Genomic DNA, 22,545 nt, shown 5'->3' with positions numbered 1-22,545 from the left:
GTCGCTGCTGGCGCTTCTACAGCGCCGCTATACGGTCAGAGGGTGGGGGAATTTGGGGTGGCCAGAGGTGGGGGAATTTGACCGGCCAACGGGGCTGCTAAAAGCATGAAGACTCCCCGTTTTTATAGTAATGAACGACCATTATGACCCGAGCAAGGTCGCCACGGCTAGAGGCTCCGCACCAATTTTTTGTGAATGGTATAGTTCGGCATGACCTGGATTATTCTCATCTTGGCCGGCCTGCTGGAAGTGGTGTGGGCGGTTGGCCTCAAATATACCGAAGGCTTTACCAAGCTGATCCCCTCGGCGCTGACCCTGACCGCCATGGCAGGCAGCGTGGGCATGCTCGGCTTGGCACTGCGGACATTGCCGCTCGGGACAGCGTATGCGATCTGGACCGGCATCGGCACGGTTGGTACGGTGGTGTATGGCATCGTCATGCTGGATGAACCATCCAGCATCGTACGATTGACGTGCATCGCCATGATCGTTGGCGGCATCATCGGACTGAAAATCTCGACGGTTTAAAACGACGGGTTAGGGCGAGTGAGGTAATACCATTCGCTGTTGGCGCCCGCTGCGCTGTCGGGGAACAGAATGCGGCCATCAAATTCGGCCAGTACCGGCGTGCCATCGATACGGCGGCCGATTTCCTCACCCTGTTTGACCGGATCGAAGCTGGACCAATTGCGGCTGAACGTGTCATCGGCATGCTGCTTGTCGTAAACTGCGACCATGCTCAGCGCCTCCATATTTTCTGGCGCGATAAGTTCAGGCGTTGGTGCATCAATCAAGCCAAGAAACGCCAGTGTATTGAGGATGGCGCGATACGCGACTTCGGGCGCTTGCGGATCGTTGTGCTGCCCGCATTCCAGCGTCAGCGCATAGCCGCCGGTTGAGCGCATATATTCAGTTGTACCCATGCCGTAGCGAAGAACAGTTTGCAGCTCACTGCTATCGCTCATGCGACGCTGTACGCCATCGCCGTAGGTGCGCAACCAGCCGTCAACAAACCGCCGCACGCCCAGCCGCCGCGCCAATGCGCGTTCCTGCTCTTCATGCTTGAACGGCTCCAGTGGACCATCATTATTACGCGGCCCAACCATCACAAACGGCTCGCTCGCTGCATTAAACGAATGCAGGTCTAACAGAACATCATGCTGCGCAAGAAGAGGGCACAGCCAGTTGGCCACACGGTCCTCGAAATTCTGCGGATCTGAATTTGGGAAAAGATCACGGTTTAAATTCCGCTCGCCAGCTCGCTCGCCTATTGCGTATGCGAGCGGATTCGTCACCGGAACAAATGTGACTAAGCCGTTCTGAATTAGTAGCTTTCCGTCTTCCAACTCCTGTATTACTCGCAAAATCGCTTTAGTGCCGCAAGTCTCATTGCCATGCACAGCACCAGTTACGATTAGTTTGAGACTTGAGTTCAGTCCGCAGTACTGGATAGATTTTAGCTGTAGTTGATTTGCGGAATTCATATCGCTGTGTCGGTGCCAGTGATGCCGAAGCTATTATTTTGTATCGCTGCTGGGCTACTTAAGTTTATATATTCTTACTAACCTGTGACCTGCCATCAACGAATGATGACGCAGTTTCGTTCATTTCGTCAATTTAAGTTATTATGAGTTTTGAAAATAAAAATGAAAAAATCAGTGCAATGATATCAAAAATTAAAGCTCATTAGAAATGAGCTTTAATTGTATTTTTGCACTTATTACATGCGCGGATCATTTGAAACTTGCGGACCTCCCGATATAAATGAAATTTCTAATTTTTCTAATTTTTCAATTTCAGGTTTATTTGAAAAATTTTGACGATTTTTGTTAAATATTCTAGCAAAAAATTTTAAGAAAATCATAATTAATAATTGTAAATTAATTGAAATAATAAAGATAATTACTTGGAGCGTAGTAATTATTTTACCTGTACATTTCAGCTTCTGGGGAGCTAGAAGCGAGAGAAAAGTTGATTTTTTGAAGCTTACGGATTTTCGATTTATTTCCAGATCCATTTCGTTCACTGTACGCGAGAATTTTAGCTATAAGAGCGCGCAGTGATATTTAGTATTCTATTTGAATGGATGTAAAATGAAGCAACTTTAAGCATGCGCCGACTAGTTCTGAACCTGCAGGGTGCCTGCGACAATTTAAACTTTGTAAAAAAATAACACTTAAATTTCGGCTTTTTCCTCCTTTTTTAGCTTGGCACTAGCTGTGGAGATGTTTTTTGTTTCAATATTGATGTGTTCATTCAGTAGCCTCTTCCGCCGGTGTGCAAAGAGGCTTTTTAAAAAACTTAGGGGCGCGGTTCGTTCTGAACCTGAGGGCCACCAGAGACGAGTTGGATATCGGTTGCTCTAGTTGGTAAGTTATGGAAGATTGTTGAATGACTTGTTTTTTATTTCTTTTTATTGTCTTCAATAATAATGCAATCAAAGGCATAGTTAAATTCCTTAGTTAGTGTTGACGTATGGCAATTCGATTTTTCTATGTATCTGGATTATTTTGAACTTGTGGACCACCCGCGACGGCCTCAATCTCGCTAGGAGTTAATACACGAAACTGGGAGTGTGCATCCATCGGTGGGGTGGCGCTAGTTATCAAAAAATATGACGTTTTTTTGATTTTATCAAGAAGTGATATATTCATCTTAAATCTCTTAGTTAATTTTTTGTGATTTACTAATTATACCTCTGGTTTGTTTTTAGCCTGCAGTGCACAAAAAACAAGAAAGGCTTCTGGCCATTTGGTTTGTAAAATATCGAATTGATTTTATTTTTAGATTGTTCAATACAAGTCATGATTTTTAACCAGTTTAATAATTATTAAATTAATTACCTTTGTGGGTCGTTACTAACTTCTGGATCATGTTTAAATTCGACACCTTTTTCATCTACAAAGTGAAGAAGAATTTTAAGGGTCATGGCAACAGAATTGGCGTCACTGAAGGTCAATAACTTTCCAGTGATGCCGACGCTCGGTAAGCTCAGTTGATTATTGTCTGATGGCGTCACCGTCATTGGGTTATTTTTATTAAATACAATATTTTGCTCGCCGCTATCAACGATCTGATAATTGATAATGGTATCTGGTTGTGTCACACGCAGAATCGCTGGTGCTGTTTCTACTTTGTAGCTACCAGTAATATGATCAGGGCGAATTTTAATCGAAACATTAATGAATGGAGTACTTGCAACTAATTTGCTCATGACTTTTCTTTCTTTAGCGGGTGGGTGGATAGGTAATAAAAATACGTTGGGTCGCGATAAAACATTGCCTCTAATTGTTTTCGCGCTGACATTGCAAATTCATGCCGGTTTAAGCATATATTTGCTTTTACCCAAGGTGCAAGTATATTAAAATCAGAGCTGCCATTTACCGAAGATTTTAATATATTAATTGCTTTTTCGCATTGAGCTAGCGAATTATTTTCTTTTTTATTGAGGCTTATTTCCGATTGTTGTAGCAATGCTTCAACTAGTTCTTTTCGAATTAAGATATCATTCGGCGTTGAGACGTATAATTGCTGTAATTTGGTGATGGCTAGTTCTAAATTTTCAAGGGCTTTAAATATCTGCCCTTTCCTTGAATAGACAATGGCTTTATTTCGTTGAGTGGCAGCGATTAATACATTTAAAACAGGCTTTTTTGGTTCTAGCCGAATCAGTTCTGTAATATTTTGTTGCAGTTTTTCGAGGCGAGCAAGTACATCGGGCGATGGTATTTTTATGATTTCTTTTTCAATAACTCTCAATTCTGCAATATATTGATTGAGCTGCCATATACGATTACTAGGATCTTTTTCTACAAGTAATTTTCGTAATTCGTATGCTCTCCTACCAGCCGCTGAGCTACCTTCTAAATCCCCTTTGGCTTGCTTTAATTCTGCTTGATGGCCCCAAGCTGCTGCCAGCGGATTCACCCATAAAGTTTCCGCAGGATTAGCCTTATGTAGCGGCTCTAGAAGTGCAAGCTCGCGATCATTTAATGACTCCGCAAGTGACAACTGGCCAGATTGCATATGTGCGCTGGCTTGCCAAGACAAACTATTTGCGAGATCGGAAGCTAAGCGTTTCCTTTCTGGTTGCTGTTTGTAGGCCCGTTCTTTCAAACCCACCGACAAAGAAAATTCATTTACGGCACGTGGTAAATCGCTACTGCGAAGCGCGACGGTCCCTAAAGCGCTATGTGCATACGATTGTTCAATCCACGCATCTACGGACTCTGGAGCCACTGATGCTTGGCGATTTGCATAATCTTGATACTCTTCAAAATATTTGCGTGCTTGATCCCATTCAGTTTTATCTAGATGGATTTGTCCCAACCAGAAAGCGTTTTCTCCAGCATTTTTAAGCAAGGTAAGATCGTTCGGAGCAGTTTTTAGCAAGTTTTGAAGAACCTCGCGTCCGGCGAGCAATGCAGTATTGGCGCCGACAGGATCGGCACGTGCAATCTTAACCTCGGAGATCACCTGCAATGATTTAGCGCGCTGAGCCAGCACTGTATTTTTTTCATTTTCTCGTGATGGATCAGACAGGTATTTCAATGCGCGGTTGCTGATACTGTCTAGCAGGTCGAGTTTACCCAGAGGACGAAGCTTTTCTACGAACTCTCCTAGCATATACCCCATCAGATCTTCTGCTTCCGCACGACGGGTCTCGGCTTGGGTCTGGGCTGAGCGAGCGGTAATACCTAAGGCTGCGGCCAGGATGGCGAGGCAGGTGACTACGATCATTACTGCCATCCGCATACGCTCGCTGCGGCGCTCGCTTTGCAGCGAGGACTGGATGAAGTTTTGTTCTTGTTGCGTCAGGCTCAAGCTGGTGGCGTTTAACAGCTCGCGGGCTTGATTGGTCTGGGTGCCGGACGGCAGCAGCATGTCGCGCTTGCGGCCGCTTTCTTGCCAGCGGTTGGCTTGGGCGCTGATGCGGCTTCGGATTTGCAGCGTCTGGCGGTGCTCTTCGATCCACGCGACTACGCGCGGCCAGCGGCGCAGCAGGGCTTCGTGGGCCAGGCCGAAAGCAGGGGCGCCACCTTGCAGGTCGCTTACGAACAGGTGGGCGTCGACCAGCGCCTGGACCAGTTTGATCTCGGCGTCGTTGCGCAGGGCGGACCACGGTACGCGGCGCGAGCTCACGGTGGCTTCGTCTTCTGCAACCAGCACCAGCTGCGACAACACATGGGGCAGGGCGGCGATCTGCGGCGCGCCCAGTTCGGAGATCACTTGTTCTGCCCGCGCGCCGATGGCGCCTTCCAGCCCGCCCATGGCGTGGAAGGCGGCGTGGCTCAGCTCACCTTCGGGGCTGCGCTGGCGATACAGCTCTTGCAGGCAGTATTGCAGCAGCGGCAGGCTGTCGGCGCCGGACCGTGCAGCGTGGCACAGGACTTCATCCAGGCCTTCGCCGCGCTCGTCCACGGTGTAGCGCAGCTGCGCCACTTGCGCCGGGTGGCGGACGATCTGGGCGATGTCGGCGCTGCCGGGCGGCGTCAGGTCGAAGTGGCCGCCGCTCAGTTTCAGGCTCATCAGCGCTGGATAGGATGCCAGATGCGGGTAGAAGTCGTTGCGGCAGGCCAGTACCAGCTGCATGCTGCCGGAACGCGCCAGCTGGTCCAGCACGTTGATGAAGACCGCGCGCTCGGTGTCGGTGACGTGGGGCAGCCGGAACACGGCTTCAAAACGGTCGATGAACAGCAGCAGCTGGATGGCGGGTAGCTGGCGCTGCAGATGTTCAATCAGCGATGGCAAGTCCTGCGCCATGTGCTGGGCCAGCGTTGCGGCGCTGGTGTTTTCAAACAGCAGGCGGCCATCGATTTCGGCGTCCAGCAGCACGCTGGCCAGCGTCTCGAGCAGGCCGGACTGGCCCATGTCGGCGCAATCGAGCTGCACGTGGGCGCTGATGGCGATGCCGGATTCGGCCGGCGCGGCGCCTGCTTTCAATGCTGGAATCAGGCCGGCCTGTACCAGCGAGGTCTTGCCGGCGCCGGATGGACCGAGCACCAGCACCATCGCGCAAGCGGCCTGGGCTTGCGCAACCACCACCTGCACCAGCTGGTCGACACTCAGTTTGCGCCCAAAGAAGATGGCGGCGTGCTGTTCTTCAAATGCTTCCAGGCCGCGGAAGGGCGAGGCGTGCAGCCAGCTGCCCTGGCTGACTTCGTCGTCATAGCTCAGTTCGGCCAGCAGGCGGTAGCCGCGTTTGCGGATGGTTTCTATATAGCGCGGTTCGGTTGCGGAATCGTCCAGCGCCCGGCGCAACTGGGTGATGATTTTGTGGATGGCGTTGTCGCTGGGCGAGACGTCGCCCCAGCAGGCATCGAGCAGCGTCTCGGCCGAAATGACCACATGCGGATGGCGGCACAAGTACAGCAGCACGTCCATCGCCCGCGGTTCCAGCTGCCGGTTGAGTACACCACAGCTGAGGGTATTGGTGGCTGGATCGACCCGCCACTCGCCAAAACGGAAACTCTTGTGCTTCATCCCCATCTTCTTTGCTCAGTAAAAATATCTTTGCAATCAATGACTTATTTTCCAGAAGGTTTTCGGAAGGCCGTTTTTATAGCTTCTGGGTAAAGTCACCGCAAAGAAATATTAACATTATCCTGAGGGAAATAGTTGAAGAATTGCCACAACAAGTTGAACAATTTTTATGGAGTCCCCATGACCGTTTTGACCGGCGTGAAAGCACCGTTTGAACTGACGCAGTACGCAATAGCAATCAAGCAACAGGGGATCGATTTCGCCATGCGGCATTACAGCCACCAGGCGGGCAAGAGTTTGTCGCTGGCCGAGGCACGGGCGCTGACCGACGCCGGCATCCAGATCGGCGCGTTGTGGGAGATGCCGGATGCACACCTGAGCTATTTCAGCCGGGCGCAGGGGTTGGCCGATGGGGCGGCGGCGTATTTGATGGCGCAGTCGGTCATTACCCAGCCGTCCGGCTCGGCCATTTACTTCGCGGCGCCGGATGTGGCGTGGATAGACGGCGCGGTCACGCGCTATTTTGAGGGGGTGAACCAGGCGTTCCACGCGGCCGGTCCGACCGAGCGGCAATACCAGGTTGGTGTCTTTGGGGCCAGCGCCTGCTGCGAGGCGATCATGGCGCGGGGACTGGCCAATGTGGCGTGGCTGGCCAATGACGGCACCTCGGCCGCCGGTTACCAGCTGCGCCAGCTGAATGACGCTGCCACCTTGCCGGTGGACGATGGCCAGCGCATCAGCGTGGGTATGGTATGCAATAGTCCGGATCATCCGGCTGGCCTGTTCCGGGTGCTGTAACGATGAATATCTGCTTTACGGAGACGCCATCGCGCAAGACGGTCAAGCCGTCCAAGACTATTTTTCTCAACAATACCGGTGGCGATGTGACGTTCAAGTTTGTCACCGCACCGGATCTGGTGCTGGGGGCCTACACCATCAGCAACGGCCTGAGCGCCGCCATCGACTGCATCCGGCTGGGTGAGAAAGATTATTATTCTTGCCACAGTCAGAATTTCGCCATCCCCGGCGACAGTACGGCGGTGCTGACCTTGTCGAACAGCGTGCTGACCATGGCCATCTCCACCTAAGGTAATATACGGCCGATGAAGCAGACCACCATCGGCCGCAACTCCGGCCTCGACACCTTGCGCGCGCTGGCCATCGTGCTGGTGTTCATGAACCACTACATGATTTTCGTGAGCAGCCAGCCGACCTTTGGCTGGATGAGCGAGATCGGCTGGACCGGCGTTGACCTGTTTTTTGCCTTGAGTGGTTATTTGATCGGCAATCAGATCTTGTCGGGCATCCGCAAGGAACAGGCGGGGACCGGGCGGTTTTCGCTGGCGCGGTTTTATGCGCGCCGTCTGCTGCGCACGGTGCCGAATTTCTATTTCGTGCTGGCGTTGTACGCCTTGTGGCCGTACTGGCGCGGTGCCAGCGTGCTGCCGCCGTTGTGGAAGTTCCTAACATTTACCCAGAATATCTTCCTCAGTCCAGGCACGGCGTTCTCGCACGCGTGGTCCTTGTGCGTGGAGGAGCAGTTTTATTTCCTGCTGCCGGCGCTGGCTTTGCTGATCGCCATGCTACGCAAGTCGCTGGTCTGGGCCTGGCTTGCGGTGGGCAGCGCCGTGCTGGGCGGGATGGCGATACGCAGCTATCTGTGGACCAGCATCGGTGACGTGGCGGACGGCAGCTATCACTACTACACGCTGATTTATTACGCCTCGTGGTGCCGTTTTGACGAATTGGTGTGTGGCGTCGCGCTGGCGCTGCTGAAGAATTATCACGCCGCTGCGTGGTCGCGCATCACCGCATACGGCAACTGGACGCTGGCGGCAGGCGTGGCACTGCTGGCGCTGACCTGGCATCTGCTGCTGGAAGATCACTACGGCTATGCGATGACGGTGTATGGCTACCCGATGCTGGGCCTGAGTTTCAGCCTGCTGCTGGTGGCGGCGCTGAGCAGCGGCTCGCTGCTGCAACGCTGGCGCGTGCCGGGCGCCGCCAGCATCGCGTTGTGGTCGTATGCCATCTACCTGACGCACAAGCAGTTGTGCGTGCTGCTGCGCGCGCCGTTGCAGGCGCAAGGCTGGGACGCGGAAAGCTGGCAAGCCATTTGCATCATGAGCGCGTCCAGCATCCTGGCCGGCTGGCTGCTTTATCTTCTGGTGGAGACACCGTTCATGAAGCTGCGCGACCGCTACGTGCCATCGAACTACGCGCCGCAGCCTAGTTCATCTCAATCACATCAAACGGCGACTGTGTAGAACCGAGGAAGGCCATGACGCTGCGCGCGCGTTCCGGCAGCTCGTCGTGGCGGGTGGCCGCAACCATAGAGCGCAGGCCCGGTATCACCTCGCTGATATGCGGGCTGTCGTAGGCGACGACCAGCAGCGCGGCCAGTTCACTGGCGCGCCCGCGGTTATTGCGCATGCGCTCTTCCAGCATCGCCAACAAGGTGCGCTGCATGCGCGGCGTGGGATTGGTGATGTAACCGAAGACCAGCGGTGTATTGGCGATCGCGTCGCACAGGCGGCTTTCGATTTGCTCCGGCTTAACGTCGGAAGCGATATCGAAGTAGGCGCCGTTCCAGCGCGTGCGCTCATACGGATGGCCGGGCGGGAAGGAGTCGGCGGTCTCGAAGCCGAGCAGGTGACTGAGGCGGCGTAGCCATGTAAGTAGAATTTCCATCATTCCTGCATTCTAGCGTTAAGCCGGTATCGCCGCTTGCAACTGGTAGTCGCGCAAACCGCGCCTTCGGATAGATCGCTGGCTTGGACATGTGAAGTTTGCAATATTTTGGGTCCCTCCCTTTTCCTCAGAACGAAAGAGAAACCCATGAACTACAAGACCGTGTCCCTTTCACTACCAGTACTGCTGTTATTTTCGGGCTGCTCCGGCGGCAGTTCAAAGGAAGCTGTCGTCAAACCCGCCCGGTACACGGCCGATATCCGGCGCACGTCGTTTGGCATTCCCCACATCAAAGGTAATAGCGAAGGCGATGTGGGATTTGGTGTGGGCTATGCCTATGCGGAAGATAACCTGTGCGCGTTGGCGGATGAAGTTGTTACCGTCAATGGCGAGCGCTCGCGCTATTTCGGGCCGGATGGTAGCCGCGCGGGGTACAGCAGTACCAATCTGGAGACGGACTATTTCTACCGCCTCATTAATGACGAAGCCTCGCTCAAACAGTCCTGGGATGCGCAACCGGAAGAGATCCGTCAGCTGGTGCTGGGCTATGTGGCAGGCTACAACCAGTACCTGCAGCAGACTGGCGTGGCAAATCTTCCTGGCGACTGCAAGGGAGGCGCGTGGGTGAGGGCGCTGAATGAGCGCGACCTCCTGCGTCTGATGCGGCGGTATGCAGTGGAAGGAAGTTCGGGCCAGTTTGTGCCTGCGGTGGTGTCCGCAGCGCCGCCAGGTGCGCCGGCGGCGGCCATGCGCAAGGCCGGTGGCACGGAGCCGAATGTGCTGAGCGCTGAGTACTGGCGCCGTTTGCACAGCAAGACCGGCAGCAACGCAGTCGCACTTGGCAAGGACCTCACGGACAATGGCCAGGGCATGTTGTTGGGGAATCCGCACTTTCCATGGAAAGGGGCGCTGCGGTTTTATCAGCTGCATCTGACCATTCCGGGCAAGATGGACGTGATGGGAGCTTCGCTGGCGGGGCTGCCGCTGGTGAATATCGGCTTCAATCAAAATCTGGCGTGGAGCCATACGGTGAACACGTCGGCGCATTTCACGCTGCATCGCTTGCAGCTGGATGCCAGAGATCCCACGCGCTATGTGGTGGATGGGCAGAGCAAGCCAATGAACAAGCGTACCGTGACAGTGGATGTGAAGCAGCCGGATGGCACGCTCAAGTCGCAGTCGCGCGATTTCTATGGCACCGAATTTGGCATGCTTGCTGTGGTGCCGGGCGTGGCGGGGTGGGACCGCAGCAATGCCTATGCGCTGGGTGACGCCAACTTGAACAATCATCGCTTGATCGTGCAGTGGTATGCCATGGGCCGTGCGGCGACATTGGCGGATTTTCGCAAATCGATCGAGTCCGTCCTGGGGCTGCCTTGGGTGAATACGCTGGCGGCCGACAAGGACGGCCAGGCTTTGTTCATGGATGTGACAGCGGTGCCGAATGTGACCTCAGCGCAGCAGGCTGCGTGCGTGGCATCGGGTGACCAGGAGCTGGCATCGCAAGGCGTCTTTATTCTGGATGGCAGCCGTACAGCCTGTGCCTGGGGTGTGGACAAGGATGCGCCGCAGGCCGGCATCTTCGCGGCGGCGAGCTTGCCGGTGCTGGTACGCAGCGACTATGTGCAGAACTCCAATGACAGCGCATGGCTGACCAATCCTGCGGCGCCGCTGACGGGATATCCCGATATCGTCAGCCGGCAGGAGTATGAGCAAAGTGGCCGCACGCGCATCGGCATCAGCCAGTTGCGTTTGAATGGCGAGCGCATGAGCCTCGCCAAGCTGCAGCAGATGGTGCTGAATAACCGCGTCTACATCGCGGAGCAGGTGATGGATGACCTGCTGCGCATTTGTAGCGGCCCTTCCTGCACGGGTTTGTCCGCGTGGGACCGTACCGCGAATCTCAACGCCAACATGGGCTACGTCTACTTTACCGGCATGTGGGATCGCTTGCGTGGCCAGCCGGTATGGAAAGTGCCATTCAATCCTGCGGACCCGGTCAACACACCACGCGGCTTGAACGTGGATGATCCCGATATCGCTGCTGCAGTACGCATGGCGCTGGCGCAAGCGGTGAACGATGCTGAGGCCAAAGGCTGGACGATGAATAAGAAGTGGGGCGATATTCAAGTCGCCGTGCGCGGAGCGAAGAAAATTCCGATACATGGTGGCGACGATATCTACGGCGTCTACAACGCCATCACCAGCACCGATATCGGCGGCGGCCTGCGCGACGTCACAGACGGCACCAGCTACCTGCAAGCCGTCACCTTCGACAAGAACGGTCCGGTTGCGCAGGCGATACTGAGCTACTCGCAATCGAGCCAGTCCTCATCGCCATACTACGCGGACCAGACGGAGCGCTTCTCCAATAAGGCATGGATCGCGCAGCCCTACACCGAAGCCCAGATCGCCGCCGACCCAAACTACCAGACCCGCCGTATCACGTTACCGTGACTGAGCTAGCGCAACCCGGCCGCCAGCGTCGCGGCTATGCTGACTGCCGTTATCGTCACGGTTGGAGCTGGCCATGAAAGATCGTTTTGCTTTACTTTTGAGCGGGCTGGTTGCTGCGGTGCTGTCGGGGGCGTCGTGGCATTGGTGGGGGCAGGACGGCACGATGATGGTGATGGCTGTTCTGTTGCTAGCGTGTGCCGTCGATAATGGCATGTTGCGACGACAGGTACGCTATCTGCTGGCAGAGCGCGAGCGGCGTGAGAAGAAGGGCGCCTTGCGCCACCTGATGGGACGCTTGATCGCGCTGCGTGAAAAAAAAGGCCGGGACTAGCCCGGCCTGAATAGGGAGAGAAGTTCGGCAGCCGCAGGCGCTTTGTTGCGCCTGACGGCTGTTTGCTCTTTATGCCTGGGCTTCTTCGCCCAGTTTGCCGGCACGGAAGTCTTCGACGGCGGCGAAGATTTCGGCCTGCGTGTTCATCACGAACGGACCATACTGTGCAATCGGCTCGTTCAGCGGCTGGCCGGCGATCAGGATAAAGCGGCTGGCTTCTTGCGCCTTCACGCTCACGCCATCCGTACCTTGCGTGTTGGCCAGGATCGCCATGCGCCCCGACGCCACTGCCTTGTCACCCAACTCCACCGCACCGCGATAGGTGAAGATGAACGCGTTGTGACCTTCTGGCAGCAGCTGGTCAAAGCTTGCACCAGCTGGCAGATCGACGTCGATGTACAGCGGTTCGGTGACCTCGCGCTGCACCGCGCCGTCCACGCCATGGCTACGGCCTGCGATCACCTTCACTTTGGCGCCAGCAGCAGTGGTGAACACCGGCACGTCCTCACCATTGAAATCGCGATACCATGGCGCGCGCATCTTGTCCTTGGCCGGCAGGTTAAGCCACAGCTGGAAGCCTTCCATCACACCGTCTTCCTGCTCCGGCATTTCGGAGTGGATCACGCCGCGGCCCGCAGTCATCCATTGCACGCCGCCGTTGGTCAGCAAGCCTTCATTACCAGCGCTGTCCTTGTGGCGCATGCGGCCCTCGATCATATATGTCACCGTTTCAAAGCCGCGATGCGGATGGCTAGGGAAACCGGCGATGTAATCGTTGGCCTGATCGCTGCCAAAATTATCCAGCATCAGGAACGGGTCCAGTCGGCGTTGCAGGGATTGGGTCAACACGCGGTTGATCTTCACGCCCGCGCCGTCCATCACGGCCTGGCCCTGGATGATGCGTTCTACACTGCGTGCATTTTTTACTTGATCGGTCATGTTGTTCTCCATTGAGTGACGCCGCCGGTTTGCATTACACCAGGATGGCGTTGATTTCTGCTTCTGCCTGCGCCTGAGCTTTTGCGACCGCTTCCGGCCCCATGCCCATGCCTTCGGCGAAGACGTACTGCACATCGGTCAAGCCCACAAAGTTCAGGAACATCTTGATGTGTGCCAGTTGGGTGTCGGTCGGTGCATCGCGATGCAGGCCGCCACGCGACAGTGCGACATAGACTTTTTTACCGTTCAGCAGACCGACAGGGCCGGTTGGGCCGTATTTGAAGGTCACGCCGGCGCGGGCAATCGCATCGAACCAGGTTTTGAGCTGGGCGGTGACACCAAAGTTGTAGGTCGGTGCGCCAATCACAATCACGTCAGCGGCTTGCACCTGGGCGATCAGTGCGTCGTCCAGCGCCACGCGGGCAGCCTGTTCGGCGGTGCGTTGATCGGCCGGCGTGAACAGTGCCTGCAGCGCTGGCTCGTCCAGTACCGGATGTGGCTGGGCGGCCAGATCGCGGCGGGCCAGGGTGGCGCCTGGGTTGGTGGCGCTGATTTTGGCAACCAGTGCATCCGCCAGACGGGTGGATTCAGAACCCGTGCTACGGGCGCTGGAGTTGATTTGCAGGATGTTCATGGTAGTGCTCCTTCGTGTTTGGTGGAGTGCTGCGTCGATGGAGTAACTTTAATCGTTTCAAATACCATGCGGAAGACGTTAAAATGGATAACATTAATCCATATATGGAACAATCATCATGGAAATCGACCCTGGCGACCTGCTTTTGTTCGCGCGCATCGTTGAATGCGGCAGTTTCAGCCTGGCGGCGGAGCGGGTGCAGCTGCCCAAATCCACCGTCTCGCGGCGCATCACGCTGCTGGAAGGTAAATTGGGCGAGCGCCTGCTCCAGCGCACCACACGCAAGCTGGTGCTGACCGAATTCGGCGCCAGCCTGCTGGAACATGCACGCAAAGTAGCGGATGAAACGGAGGCGGCGGGCGCGCTGGCGCAGCACCGGCAGGGCGCGCCGAGCGGGCTGCTGCGCGTATCGATGCCGGCTGACTTCGCCAACGTCTCGATGAGTACGGTGCTGGCCGAGTTCATGAACCGCTATCCGGCCATCTCGCTGGAACTGGACTTGTCACCGCGCCGGGTGGATCTGGTGGCGGAAGGCTTTGACCTGGCCATCCGCATGGGCAGCCTGCCGGACGATACGACGCTGGCAGCAAGGCGCGTCACACTGAGCCGCATCGCGCTGTACGCCTCGCCCATCTACACCGGGATGCGCGGCCTGCCCGAGCATCCCGACGACCTGTTCAAGCACGACCTGCTGAGCCTGCCGCCACGGCTGAACGGCCTCATACGTTGGATGCTGCTACGTGGCAAAACAGAATGGGAACGGGAATTGCCGGTCAGACTGCTGGCCAATTCGCCGGAGATGCTGGTGCGGATGGCCGCGACGGGCGTGGGCATTGCCGCGTCCACCGAAGTGTTCGCGCAGCAGTATCTGCAAACGGGAGAATTGGTGCGGGTGCTGCCCGAGTGGGCCTTCCCCACCGTGACAGGCTGGGCCGTGTTCCCCGGTCGCCGGCTGATGCCCGCAAAGACCCGGGTATTTCTCGACATGCTGGAACAAAATTTTGCGCCGCGCAGCTAGTCCTTACAGCGAGCCGAGAATAAACCACGGCACTACCAGCGTCACTGCAACGGCGAAGCGCATGGCGCTGGTGAACCGGCCAGCCTGCTGATTGATCTTTCTGCTGACACTGATTGACCAGAGTGCTGCGATGCCGCCGACGATGGCAGCAAAGCCATAACTGTACATCGCCGCAAACATCTCGACGATGCCAGCGCCCTGGTTGTGGTACTGGTCGGCAGTGAGCCAGACATTCAAGCAGGTCAGCCACAAGGGCGTAATGCCAACCAGCATGGCCAGATTCAAGACAGTCAGGCTGGTAGGCTGCTGTTGCATTGGCTTATTTCAGATCGGCCATCTTTTCGCCGAGCTGTACCGGCGCGGCCGGCTGCCAGGCGGGATTAAACTTCAGCACATCCTTCTGGAACAACATGACCACAGTCGATCCGAGCAGGAAGCGGCCCAGCTCATCGCCTTTCTTCAGCACGATGTTCTTGTCGTCGTACTTCCACTCGGTCACTTGCGGCAGGCGCGGCGGATTGACGACGCCATGCCACACGGTCGCCATGCTGCCGACGATGGTCGCGCCCACCAGCGTCATCACGAAAGGACCGTGGGCGGTATCGAACACACAGACCACGCGTTCGTTGCGGGCGAACAGGCCGGGAATGCCGCGTGCGGTGGTCGGGTTCACCGAGAACAGCTCGCCGGGCACGTAAATCATGCGCGTCAGCTTGCCATCGATGGGCATGTGGATGCGGTGATAGTCGCGCGGGCTCAGGTACAGATTGGCGAAACTGCCATGCTGGAATTGCCGGGCCAGTGCGGCATCGCCGCCGACCAGCGCAGTGGTGCTGAACTTGTGGCCCTTGGCCTGGAAAATCTGGTCATCTTCAATATCGCCGAACTGGCTGATGCGGCCATCGACCGGGCAAACGTAGGCGGCGTCGGCCAGCGGGCGGGCATCCGGGCGCAGGGCGCGCGTGAAGAACTCGTTAAACGTCTTGTAATTCTCGATATTCGGATCGAGCGCCTCGCCCATATTGACGTTATAGCGGCCCACGAACCAGCGGATCAGGCCCGTCGTCATATTGCCGGCCTTGGCGCCAGCAACACGGCCGGCGAGATTGGTCAGCGCGCTCTTCGGGAGCAAATATTGCGGCAAAACGGCAAGACGGTCGGACACGATAGCAATCCATACAAATTAACGATCGCGCATTATAGCGCCCCCACTCCGGGGTCAGGTCCGTCATTTCTACATCAGTTCGTGTAGAAATGACGGACCTGACCCCGGAGTTTATGAAATTACGCTAAACAGGGAGACTGCGTTGTTAAATTCTGAACATTTTGAATAAATCAAGGCATAATGGCTGAGTTCGCACATCCTACAACTTGTTGAAATAGCATGACGCCGATTCGCCTGACGCCGCTTGCCGCCGCTTTTTCCCTTTGTTTTGCTGCCACCACTGCGCGGGCGGAGGCGGACCAGCCCGTCAAGCCGGAGGCGGCGCCGCCGATGCAGAAGGTGGAGATCAAGGGCGCGGCCGCCAAATATGATGCGCGCCGTGATGATACCGCTAGCAAGACGGTGGTCGGCAGTGAGGAAATCCAGAAGTATGGCGATACCTCGGTGGTGGATGTGCTCCAGCGCTTGCCCGGCATTACGGTGGGCGGTGCGGCCGGCCGTAGCGGTGGCGAGATTCGCATGCGCGGCCTCGGCGCCGGCTACACGCAGATTCTGATTAACGGTGAGCGTGCCCCGGCGGGCTTTTCTATCGATTCGCTGGCGCCGGAGGTGATCGAGCGCATCGAGGTGCTGCGCGCTGCCAGCGCGGAGTTCAGCACGCAGTCGATCGCGGGCACTATCAATATCGTGTTGAAGAAGGCCTTGAAGTCCGCGCAGCATGAGCTGAAATTTGCCGGCGCCAAGGGCAACCGCTCCAGTTCGCCCAGCCTGAGTCTGCAGATGTCGGACAAGCTCGGCGCGACGTCGTATTCCTTTGGCGGCAATGCCTGGCGCTTCATGTATGACCGCATGACGCCGACCTGGGAACAGGGCGTTGATGCCGCCGGCACGCCGAATGTCGATCGTGCGCTGACCTGGCAGGATCAGGGCCGTGGCGATGGTTTCAATCTGTCGCCGCGCATCAACTGGACGCTGGAGAATGGCGATACCGTCACCTCGCAAAACTTCCTCAACTGGAACCGGTTTGCCAGCAATAGCCACAGCCGCACCCGGACGCTCATCAGCGCCGATCCTGGCCCGGACTATGATCGCATCGACAGCACCTACAGCAGCCACAATGTCTTCGGCCGTACCGACCTGAACTGGGTGCACAAGCTGGCGGAGGGCGCCAAGCTGGATCTCAAGGTCGCGCTCAGCGATGCCCATAACACGGCGGACTCCCTGCAACTCGGCGGTAACAAGGGCGAAGCGGCGACTCTGCTGCGCACCGTCACGTCGGAGAGTACGGAGCAGGGCTTCAGTACACAGGGCAAGTATTCCACACCGTACACCTTCGGCAAACCGGTGGATGGCACGGAGGCGACCGAGCATTCCTTGTCCATGGGCTGGGACGCGGGGATCACCCAGCGCGACGATACCCGCATCCAGCGCGATGCCGATTTGCCCGGCAGTAAGCCAGACAACAGCGATGAAGGTTTTTCGGCCAAGGTCACGCGTCTGGCGCTGTTTGGCCAGGATGAGTGGAACATCACGCCGCTGTGGTCGGTCTATACGGGCGTGCGCTGGGAGGGCCTGGATACGCGCGCCGACAGCAGCGCCAGCGATGCGGTGCACAACCGTTCCAGCGTGTTTAGTCCACTCATGCAGACGCTGCTCAAGCTGCCTAACAAGAAGGATCAGCTGCGTTTCGCCATCACACGTACCTACAAGGCGCCGTCGACGTCCGCGCTGATTCCGCGCAAGTTCACCTCGACCAACAACAGCCCGATCGAGCCTGACCGCCGCGGCAATCCCAATCTCAAGCCGGAACTGGCGCTGGGTCTGGACGCGTCGTTTGAGCATTATTGGGGCGATGGCGGCCTGCTGAGCGCCAGCGCGTCGGTGCGCCGGATTGAGAATTACACCCATCAGGGACTGTTCTATGAAGACAGGCGCTGGATTTCGTCCGCGATTAATGATGGCCGTGCCGAAACGCGCGGGATCGAGCTGGAAGCCAAGCTGCCGGCCAGTGTGCTGATGGACCATGCACCCAAGCTGGATCTGCGTGCCAGCGTCAGCCGTAACTGGTCGCGCGTGGATACGGTGCCAGGGCCCGATAACCGTCTGGACCAGCAGGTGCCGCTCAGCGCGACGCTGGGTGTCGACTATAAGACGCCAGACGGCCAGCTCAGTACTGGCAGCAATTTCAGTTTCCGTAACGGCGGGCTGGCCCGGCTCAGCGGCACGCAGGGCGGCTACACCTCGGTGCGCCGCGATCTGGACGTGTATGCGTTGTGGAAGCTGGACCCGCAGAACAGCCTGCGGGTGGCCGTGTCCAACCTGCTGGCGCAGGACTATGTCACTGAAAGCCTGTACAGCGACATCAGCGGCACCTTGAACCGGAGCACTGTGGCCAGCGGCGAAGCCCAGCTGCGTGTCACGGTGGAGACGCGCTTCTGAGGGTGGTATGATTTCCACGGTGAATACTCTCGCCGTGGGAATATCCTGAAAACGCCTGACGCCACCGATACTCTCCAGCCCGACGACGCGCGTCTGCGCCTGGCGCTGGCCGAGGTGCGGGATTTACAGCGCACCGTGGTGGCCTTGCGCTCAGCGCTGGAGCAGGCGCATCAGGATCGGCAGCGCGAGACGCAGGATGCGCTGTCGTCCGCTTACAACGAATCCCAGCAGATCCGCGCCACGGTCGGTTCGCTGCGCGCGGTGCTGGAGCAGGCGCAGGCTGAGAAGGAATTGGCGGTCAAGTCTGCGGTCGCCTCTGCCCAGGGCGAAATTACCCAGCTGCGCGACACGGTCACGGCGTTGCGCATGAGCCTGGAGCGGGCGGCGCAAGAGCAGGCGGATGCCATGCAGGCGCTCACCACCGCCCACTATGCCGAGATCGCCCAGCTGCACGAGACGATCCGCGCGCTCAGGACAACGCTGGAGGCCGGGGCATGATGGACAGCGACAAAGCGCCGCCCGGCGCGCGCACCAGCCGCGCCGCACGCTCTGGCAAGCCGGCCAGGTCAGCTGCCAGTGCTGTCAATGCCGCCAATGCCGGCAACGGTGAAGTCGCCACCGCAGGCGCCCAGCGCAAGCGTCTGCGCCAGGTGGAGCTGCTGCTGGAAGTCTCGCGCCGCATGGCGGCTTACGATACGCTGGATGAAATCCTCACCGCGCTGGTCGAGGTCACGACCGACGAGCTGGATGCGGAACGCGGCACGCTGTTCCTGAACGATGCTGAAACCGGCGAACTGTTCTCCCGTATCGCGCAAGGCAATATCCAGCGCGAGATCCGTTTTTTGAACCATACCGGCATCGCCGGCCACGTTTTCACCACGGGGGAGGCGGTCATCATCGCCGATGCCTACGCCGATCCGCGCTTCAACCGCTCGATCGACGAGCAGACCGGTTTCGTCACGCGTAACATTCTGTGCGTGCCGATCAAGACGGTGAAGGGCGAAGTGATAGGCGTGTCGCAGACGCTGAACAAGCGGCGCGGCAAATTCACGCGCGGCGATCTGCAACTGCTGGAGGCGTTGACCACGCAAGGTACGCTGGCGCTGCAAAGCGCGCGCTTCCTGGAGAGCATGAAGAAGATCCGTCGCCAGGAGATGGAGTTCATCGATGTGGTGTCGGAAGTCACGGCCGATATCAAACTGGGTTCGCTGCTGCAAAAGGTGATGGGCGAGGCGACGCGCCTGCTCAACGCCGAGCGCTCCACGCTGTTCCTCAACGATGAGAAGACCAGCGAGCTGTGGTCGGAAGTGGGGCAGGGGCTGGAGTCGCTGCAAATCCGCCTGCCCAACAACGCCGGTATCGCCGGTGCGGTGTTCACGTCGGGGAAGACGATCAATATTCCCTACGCCTACGCGGACCTGCGCTTCAATCCTGCGTTTGACAAGCGTACCGGGTATTTCACGCGCTCGATATTGTGCGTCCCGATTGTCAACAAGGCGGGCAAGATCATTGGCGTGACGCAGGTGCTGAACAAGCGCGGCGGCCCGTTCAGCATGGAGGATGAATCGCGCCTGCGCGCTTTCACCGCGCAGATCTCGATTGCGCTGGAAAATGCCAAGCTGTTTGCGGACGTCCAGCAAATCAAGAACTACAACGAGGCGATGCTGGAGTCGATGTCCAACGGCGTCATCACGCTGGATGGTGCGGAGAAGATCGTCACCTGCAATGCGGCGGGCTTGCGTATCCTGCGCACCAGCGCTGCCAATATTGTCGGCCGTGCGGCGGACCAGTTCTTCGGCGGCGCCAATACCTGGATGCTGGAGAAGCTGCGCCGCGTGGAGGCCAGTGAAGCGGCCGAGCATCTGATGGATGTGGAGCTCATGGTGGACGAGGAGGCACGCTCCGTCAATCTCAGTGTGCAGCCCTTGCTGTCGATGGAGAAGAAGCGTATCGGCTGGATGCTGATGATCGAGGACATCTCCAGCGAGAAGCGCTTGCGCTCTACCATGTCGCGCTATATGGACCCCGGCATCGCCGACCAGATGGTGGCGAATGGCGCGGAAATGTTGGGCGGTAAAAACGTGCCGGCCACGGTGCTGTTTTCCGATATCCGCAGCTTCACCACGATTACCGAGCAGCTGGGCGCGCAGGGCACGGTGAGCATGCTGAATGAATACTTCACGCTCATGGTCGATTGCATCCAGCGCGAGGAGGGCATGCTGGATAAATTCATCGGCGACGCCATCATGGCGGCGTTTGGCATTCCGGTCGGCCATGAGGATGATCCGGACCGCGCCGTGCGGACCGCCATCGCCATGGTGAATGAGCTGCGCAGCTGGAATCTGGCGCGGGCGGGCGAGGGCAAGCCGCCGGTGGAAATTGGCATCGGCCTCAATACCGATCTGGTGGTGTCGGGGAATATCGGTTCGAAGAAGCGCATGGATTACACCATCATCGGCGATGGCGTGAACCTGGCGGCGCGGCTGGAATCGGCCTGCAAGCAGTATGGCGTGCGTATTCTCATCAGCGAATTTACTTATCGGGCGCTGCGTGGCACCTACCGTACGCGCGAGGTGGATATCGTGGTGGTCAAGGGCAAGACCAGGCCGGTGTCGATTTACGAGGTGCTGGATTATCACAATGACGACAGCTATCCCGCGCTGGCCGAAGCCATGGGCATTTTCCGCAACGGCCTGCAAAGCTACCGCAAGCGCAACTGGCTGGCAGCCGGCAAACTGTTTGAGGAAGTGCTGGCCTTGAATCCGCGCGATGACGTGGCCCAGCTGTATGTGGACCGTTGCCGGCACATGGAGCGCCATCCCCCGCCTGCGGACTGGGACGGCAGCTTTGTCATGGAATCCAAGTGAATGAAGATACCCCGGAGCACACTGGAGCAATGGCAGGTATTGCAGGCCATCGTTGAATGCGGCGGCTATGCGCAAGCGGCGGAGGCGCTACACCGTAGCCAGTCCTCGGTCAGCTATATGGTGGCCAAGCTGCAGGAGCAGCTGGGGGTGGAGCTGCTGGAAATCGACGGCCGGCGCGCACGGTTGACCAAAAATGGCGAGGCGCTGCTGAGCAAGGCGCGCGAGCTGCTGGGCGATGCGTTTCAGCTGGAGCAGCTGGCCAGCAGCCTGGTTGAGGGCTGGGAGCCGCAGGTCAGTATCGCCGTGGACAGTCTGTTCCCGGTCGAGTTGCTGGTGCAGGTGCTGCGGGATTTTGAACCCTGGGCCAAACACACGCGCGTCAACCTGGAAGAGACCGTGTTGTCCGGCGCGGAAGATGCGTTGCTTGAAAAACGCGTGGATATTGGCATTGTCAGCCGTATTCCCTCCGGTTTTCTCGGCGATGCGCTAATGGATATTGAATTTGTCGCGGTCGCCCATCCCTGCCATCCATTGCATGCGCTGGGGCGCGAACTGGAAATGGATGATTTAAGCCGCAATTTGCATATTGTGGTGCGGGATTCGGGCACATTGAATCCACGCGATCACGGCTGGCTGAATAGTAATCAGCGCTGGAGTGTTACCAGTCCGCATACGCGGCTGGAAATGATTTGTAACGGCATAGGCTTCGGCTGGCTGGCCGAACACAAAATACAAAAGCAGCTGGAGCAGGGCTTACTCAAACCCTTGCCATTGCGCGTGGGCCAGCGGCGTAAATTATCTTTATCACTTGTGGTTGCCAATCCTGAATTAGCCGGACCGGCGACCTGCCGGCTGGCTAATTTAATCAGAAATGTGGTCCAAGAGGGAATACAGCTACGGCCGCTATGCGAATGAATAACAGTTGTGGAAAATATTCATTTTTATCGCTATATTGGTATTTAGCTGGATATATGTGGAATATTCTGGCGAAGGTATGGTAAATTGCGCCTATCAAATCTCACAGAATCTCACTCCCCCAACGATCAAAGGAATTAAGATGACGACCTACCAGGAATACAAGGCAAAGATTGCCGAACTGGAAAATCTGGCGGAATCCGCTCGTAAAAACGAAATTTCGCAAGCCAAAGAAAAAGTCGCTGCCATCATGCGTGAGCACGGTCTGACCGTTGCTGATCTGGGTGGTGTGGCCAAGGTAAAGACCTCGAAGCCACGCGCTCCGGTGCCGACCAAGTACCGTGATGACGCAACCGGCCAGACCTGGACCGGCCGTGGCCGCGCGCCAAAATGGCTGGAAGGTAAGAACAAAGACGATTATCTGATTAAGTAATTCCTTATTAAAAGCTGGTACATCGGGGTTTATATTCATAAACCCGGTACCAGCTTTTTTCTTTTTGGGGCGCACCGTATGAAGCGTGGCCGCATTGCTGTCTTATTTCCGCTGTTAATCGTTCTATTCCCGCTAGCCGCTCAGGCGGCAGATACGCTGTTAAGCCCGGCCCG

20 protein-coding genes are annotated in these 22,545 nt (G+C 57.1%); 12 read left to right on the top strand and 8 right to left on the bottom strand.

Going from position 1 to position 22,545, the window contains the following annotated elements:
* Window positions 1-210 precede the first annotated feature (210 nt).
* Entirely contained in the window at window positions 211-528 is a 318-nt protein-coding gene (gene sugE, locus BUA36_RS22255; RefSeq protein WP_072787529.1) for a quaternary ammonium compound efflux SMR transporter SugE, read from the top strand.
* Here the strand turns inward: sugE and BUA36_RS22250 are convergent.
* From BUA36_RS22250 to BUA36_RS22245, 3 genes are all read right to left on the bottom strand, one after another.
* Window positions 525-1,484, bottom strand: coding sequence for a M14 family metallopeptidase (locus BUA36_RS22250; RefSeq protein WP_072787528.1), 960 nt, complete (start codon window positions 1,482-1,484; stop codon window positions 525-527). The two genes, sugE and BUA36_RS22250, sit on opposite strands and share 4 nt — an antisense overlap.
* Before the next feature lie 1,355 nt (window positions 1,485-2,839).
* Window positions 2,840-3,214 (bottom strand): DP-EP family protein, encoded by a 375-nt coding sequence (locus BUA36_RS30440; protein WP_139260663.1) that lies wholly within the window; start codon window positions 3,212-3,214, stop codon window positions 2,840-2,842.
* Window positions 3,211-6,483: an nSTAND1 domain-containing NTPase gene (locus tag BUA36_RS22245; RefSeq protein ID WP_072787527.1), complete on the bottom strand. Its 3,273-nt coding sequence runs from the start codon at window positions 6,481-6,483 to the stop codon at window positions 3,211-3,213. Before BUA36_RS22245 ends, BUA36_RS30440 begins: the two co-directional genes overlap by 4 nt.
* Window positions 6,484-6,663: 180 nt before the next feature.
* On the opposite strand from BUA36_RS22245, the gene BUA36_RS22240 reads away from it, so the two are divergent.
* From BUA36_RS22240 to BUA36_RS22230, 3 genes are read left to right on the top strand one after another with little or no spacing between them, the layout of a single operon-like run.
* A complete protein-coding gene (locus BUA36_RS22240) occupies window positions 6,664-7,281 on the top strand; it encodes a glycoside hydrolase domain-containing protein (protein WP_072787524.1) in 618 nt (205 codons plus the stop codon).
* Window positions 7,282-7,283: 2 nt separating this feature from the next.
* Entirely contained in the window at window positions 7,284-7,571 is a 288-nt protein-coding gene (locus BUA36_RS22235) for a hypothetical protein (RefSeq protein ID WP_072787520.1), read from the top strand.
* Window positions 7,572-7,586: 15 nt separating this feature from the next.
* On the top strand, window positions 7,587-8,750 hold the full coding sequence (locus BUA36_RS22230; protein WP_072787514.1) for an acyltransferase family protein: 1,164 nt from the start codon (window positions 7,587-7,589) through the stop codon (window positions 8,748-8,750).
* Here BUA36_RS22230 and BUA36_RS22225 read toward each other — a convergent pair.
* A complete protein-coding gene (locus BUA36_RS22225) occupies window positions 8,713-9,177 on the bottom strand; it encodes a hypothetical protein (RefSeq protein WP_072787512.1) in 465 nt (154 codons plus the stop codon). The two genes, BUA36_RS22230 and BUA36_RS22225, sit on opposite strands and share 38 nt — an antisense overlap.
* Before the next feature lie 144 nt (window positions 9,178-9,321).
* Between BUA36_RS22225 and pvdQ the strand changes: the two genes are divergently transcribed.
* On the top strand, window positions 9,322-11,631 hold the full coding sequence (pvdQ, locus tag BUA36_RS22220; protein WP_072787510.1) for a bifunctional acylase PvdQ: 2,310 nt from the start codon (window positions 9,322-9,324) through the stop codon (window positions 11,629-11,631).
* A gap of 73 nt (window positions 11,632-11,704) precedes the next feature.
* Window positions 11,705-11,962 carry a hypothetical protein gene (locus BUA36_RS22215; RefSeq protein WP_072787507.1) on the top strand — a complete coding sequence of 86 codons (258 nt, stop codon included), beginning with the start codon at window positions 11,705-11,707 and terminating at the stop codon, window positions 11,960-11,962.
* Between the two features lie 69 nt (window positions 11,963-12,031).
* Here the strand turns inward: BUA36_RS22215 and BUA36_RS22210 are convergent, their stop codons facing one another.
* Both BUA36_RS22210 and BUA36_RS22205 read right to left on the bottom strand, forming a co-directional pair.
* Complete coding sequence (locus tag BUA36_RS22210; RefSeq protein ID WP_084560283.1) at window positions 12,032-12,901, bottom strand: pirin family protein; 870 nt, start codon at window positions 12,899-12,901, stop codon at window positions 12,032-12,034.
* Window positions 12,902-12,935: 34 nt separating this feature from the next.
* The gene (locus BUA36_RS22205; RefSeq protein ID WP_072787505.1) at window positions 12,936-13,535 is read right to left on the bottom strand and encodes an FMN-dependent NADH-azoreductase; all 600 of its coding nucleotides are present in this window, start codon (window positions 13,533-13,535) and stop codon (window positions 12,936-12,938) included.
* Window positions 13,536-13,653: 118 nt separating this feature from the next.
* Here BUA36_RS22205 and BUA36_RS22200 point away from each other — a divergent pair, with 118 nt between their 5' ends.
* Window positions 13,654-14,553 carry a LysR family transcriptional regulator gene (locus BUA36_RS22200; RefSeq protein ID WP_072787504.1) on the top strand — a complete coding sequence of 300 codons (900 nt, stop codon included), beginning with the start codon at window positions 13,654-13,656 and terminating at the stop codon, window positions 14,551-14,553.
* 3 nt (window positions 14,554-14,556) lie between these two features.
* Here the strand turns inward: BUA36_RS22200 and BUA36_RS22195 are convergent, their stop codons facing one another.
* Both BUA36_RS22195 and asd read right to left on the bottom strand, forming a co-directional pair.
* Window positions 14,557-14,868, bottom strand: a complete 312-nt coding sequence (locus BUA36_RS22195; RefSeq protein WP_072787503.1) for a hypothetical protein — start codon at window positions 14,866-14,868, stop codon at window positions 14,557-14,559.
* A 4-nt stretch (window positions 14,869-14,872) separates the two neighbouring features.
* Window positions 14,873-15,718, bottom strand: a complete 846-nt coding sequence (gene asd / locus BUA36_RS22190; RefSeq protein WP_072787502.1) for an archaetidylserine decarboxylase — start codon at window positions 15,716-15,718, stop codon at window positions 14,873-14,875.
* Window positions 15,719-15,937: 219 nt separating this feature from the next.
* Between asd and BUA36_RS22185 the strand changes: the two genes are divergently transcribed.
* From BUA36_RS22185 to BUA36_RS22165, 5 genes are all read left to right on the top strand, one after another.
* Window positions 15,938-18,157: a TonB-dependent receptor plug domain-containing protein gene (locus BUA36_RS22185; RefSeq protein WP_084560282.1), complete on the top strand. Its 2,220-nt coding sequence runs from the start codon at window positions 15,938-15,940 to the stop codon at window positions 18,155-18,157.
* A 114-nt stretch (window positions 18,158-18,271) separates the two neighbouring features.
* Window positions 18,272-18,655, top strand: coding sequence for a hypothetical protein (locus BUA36_RS22180; RefSeq protein ID WP_229255785.1), 384 nt, complete (start codon window positions 18,272-18,274; stop codon window positions 18,653-18,655).
* Complete coding sequence (locus BUA36_RS22175; RefSeq protein ID WP_229255784.1) at window positions 18,652-21,024, top strand: GAF domain-containing protein; 2,373 nt, start codon at window positions 18,652-18,654, stop codon at window positions 21,022-21,024. Before BUA36_RS22180 ends, BUA36_RS22175 begins: the two co-directional genes overlap by 4 nt.
* Window positions 21,025-21,939: a LysR family transcriptional regulator gene (locus tag BUA36_RS22170; protein ID WP_072787500.1), complete on the top strand. Its 915-nt coding sequence runs from the start codon at window positions 21,025-21,027 to the stop codon at window positions 21,937-21,939. It abuts the gene before it with no gap.
* 142 nt (window positions 21,940-22,081) lie between these two features.
* The gene (locus BUA36_RS22165; RefSeq protein WP_072787499.1) at window positions 22,082-22,372 is read left to right on the top strand and encodes an H-NS histone family protein; all 291 of its coding nucleotides are present in this window, start codon (window positions 22,082-22,084) and stop codon (window positions 22,370-22,372) included.
* Window positions 22,373-22,545: the final 173 nt, after the last annotated feature.

This window comes from Duganella sacchari (genome assembly GCF_900143065.1).
In the GTDB taxonomy this organism is placed as follows: domain Bacteria; phylum Pseudomonadota; class Gammaproteobacteria; order Burkholderiales; family Burkholderiaceae_D; genus Rugamonas; species Rugamonas sacchari.
Note: the sequence above shows the minus strand (reverse complement) of the source record. Positions and strands in the feature narration are given on the sequence as shown.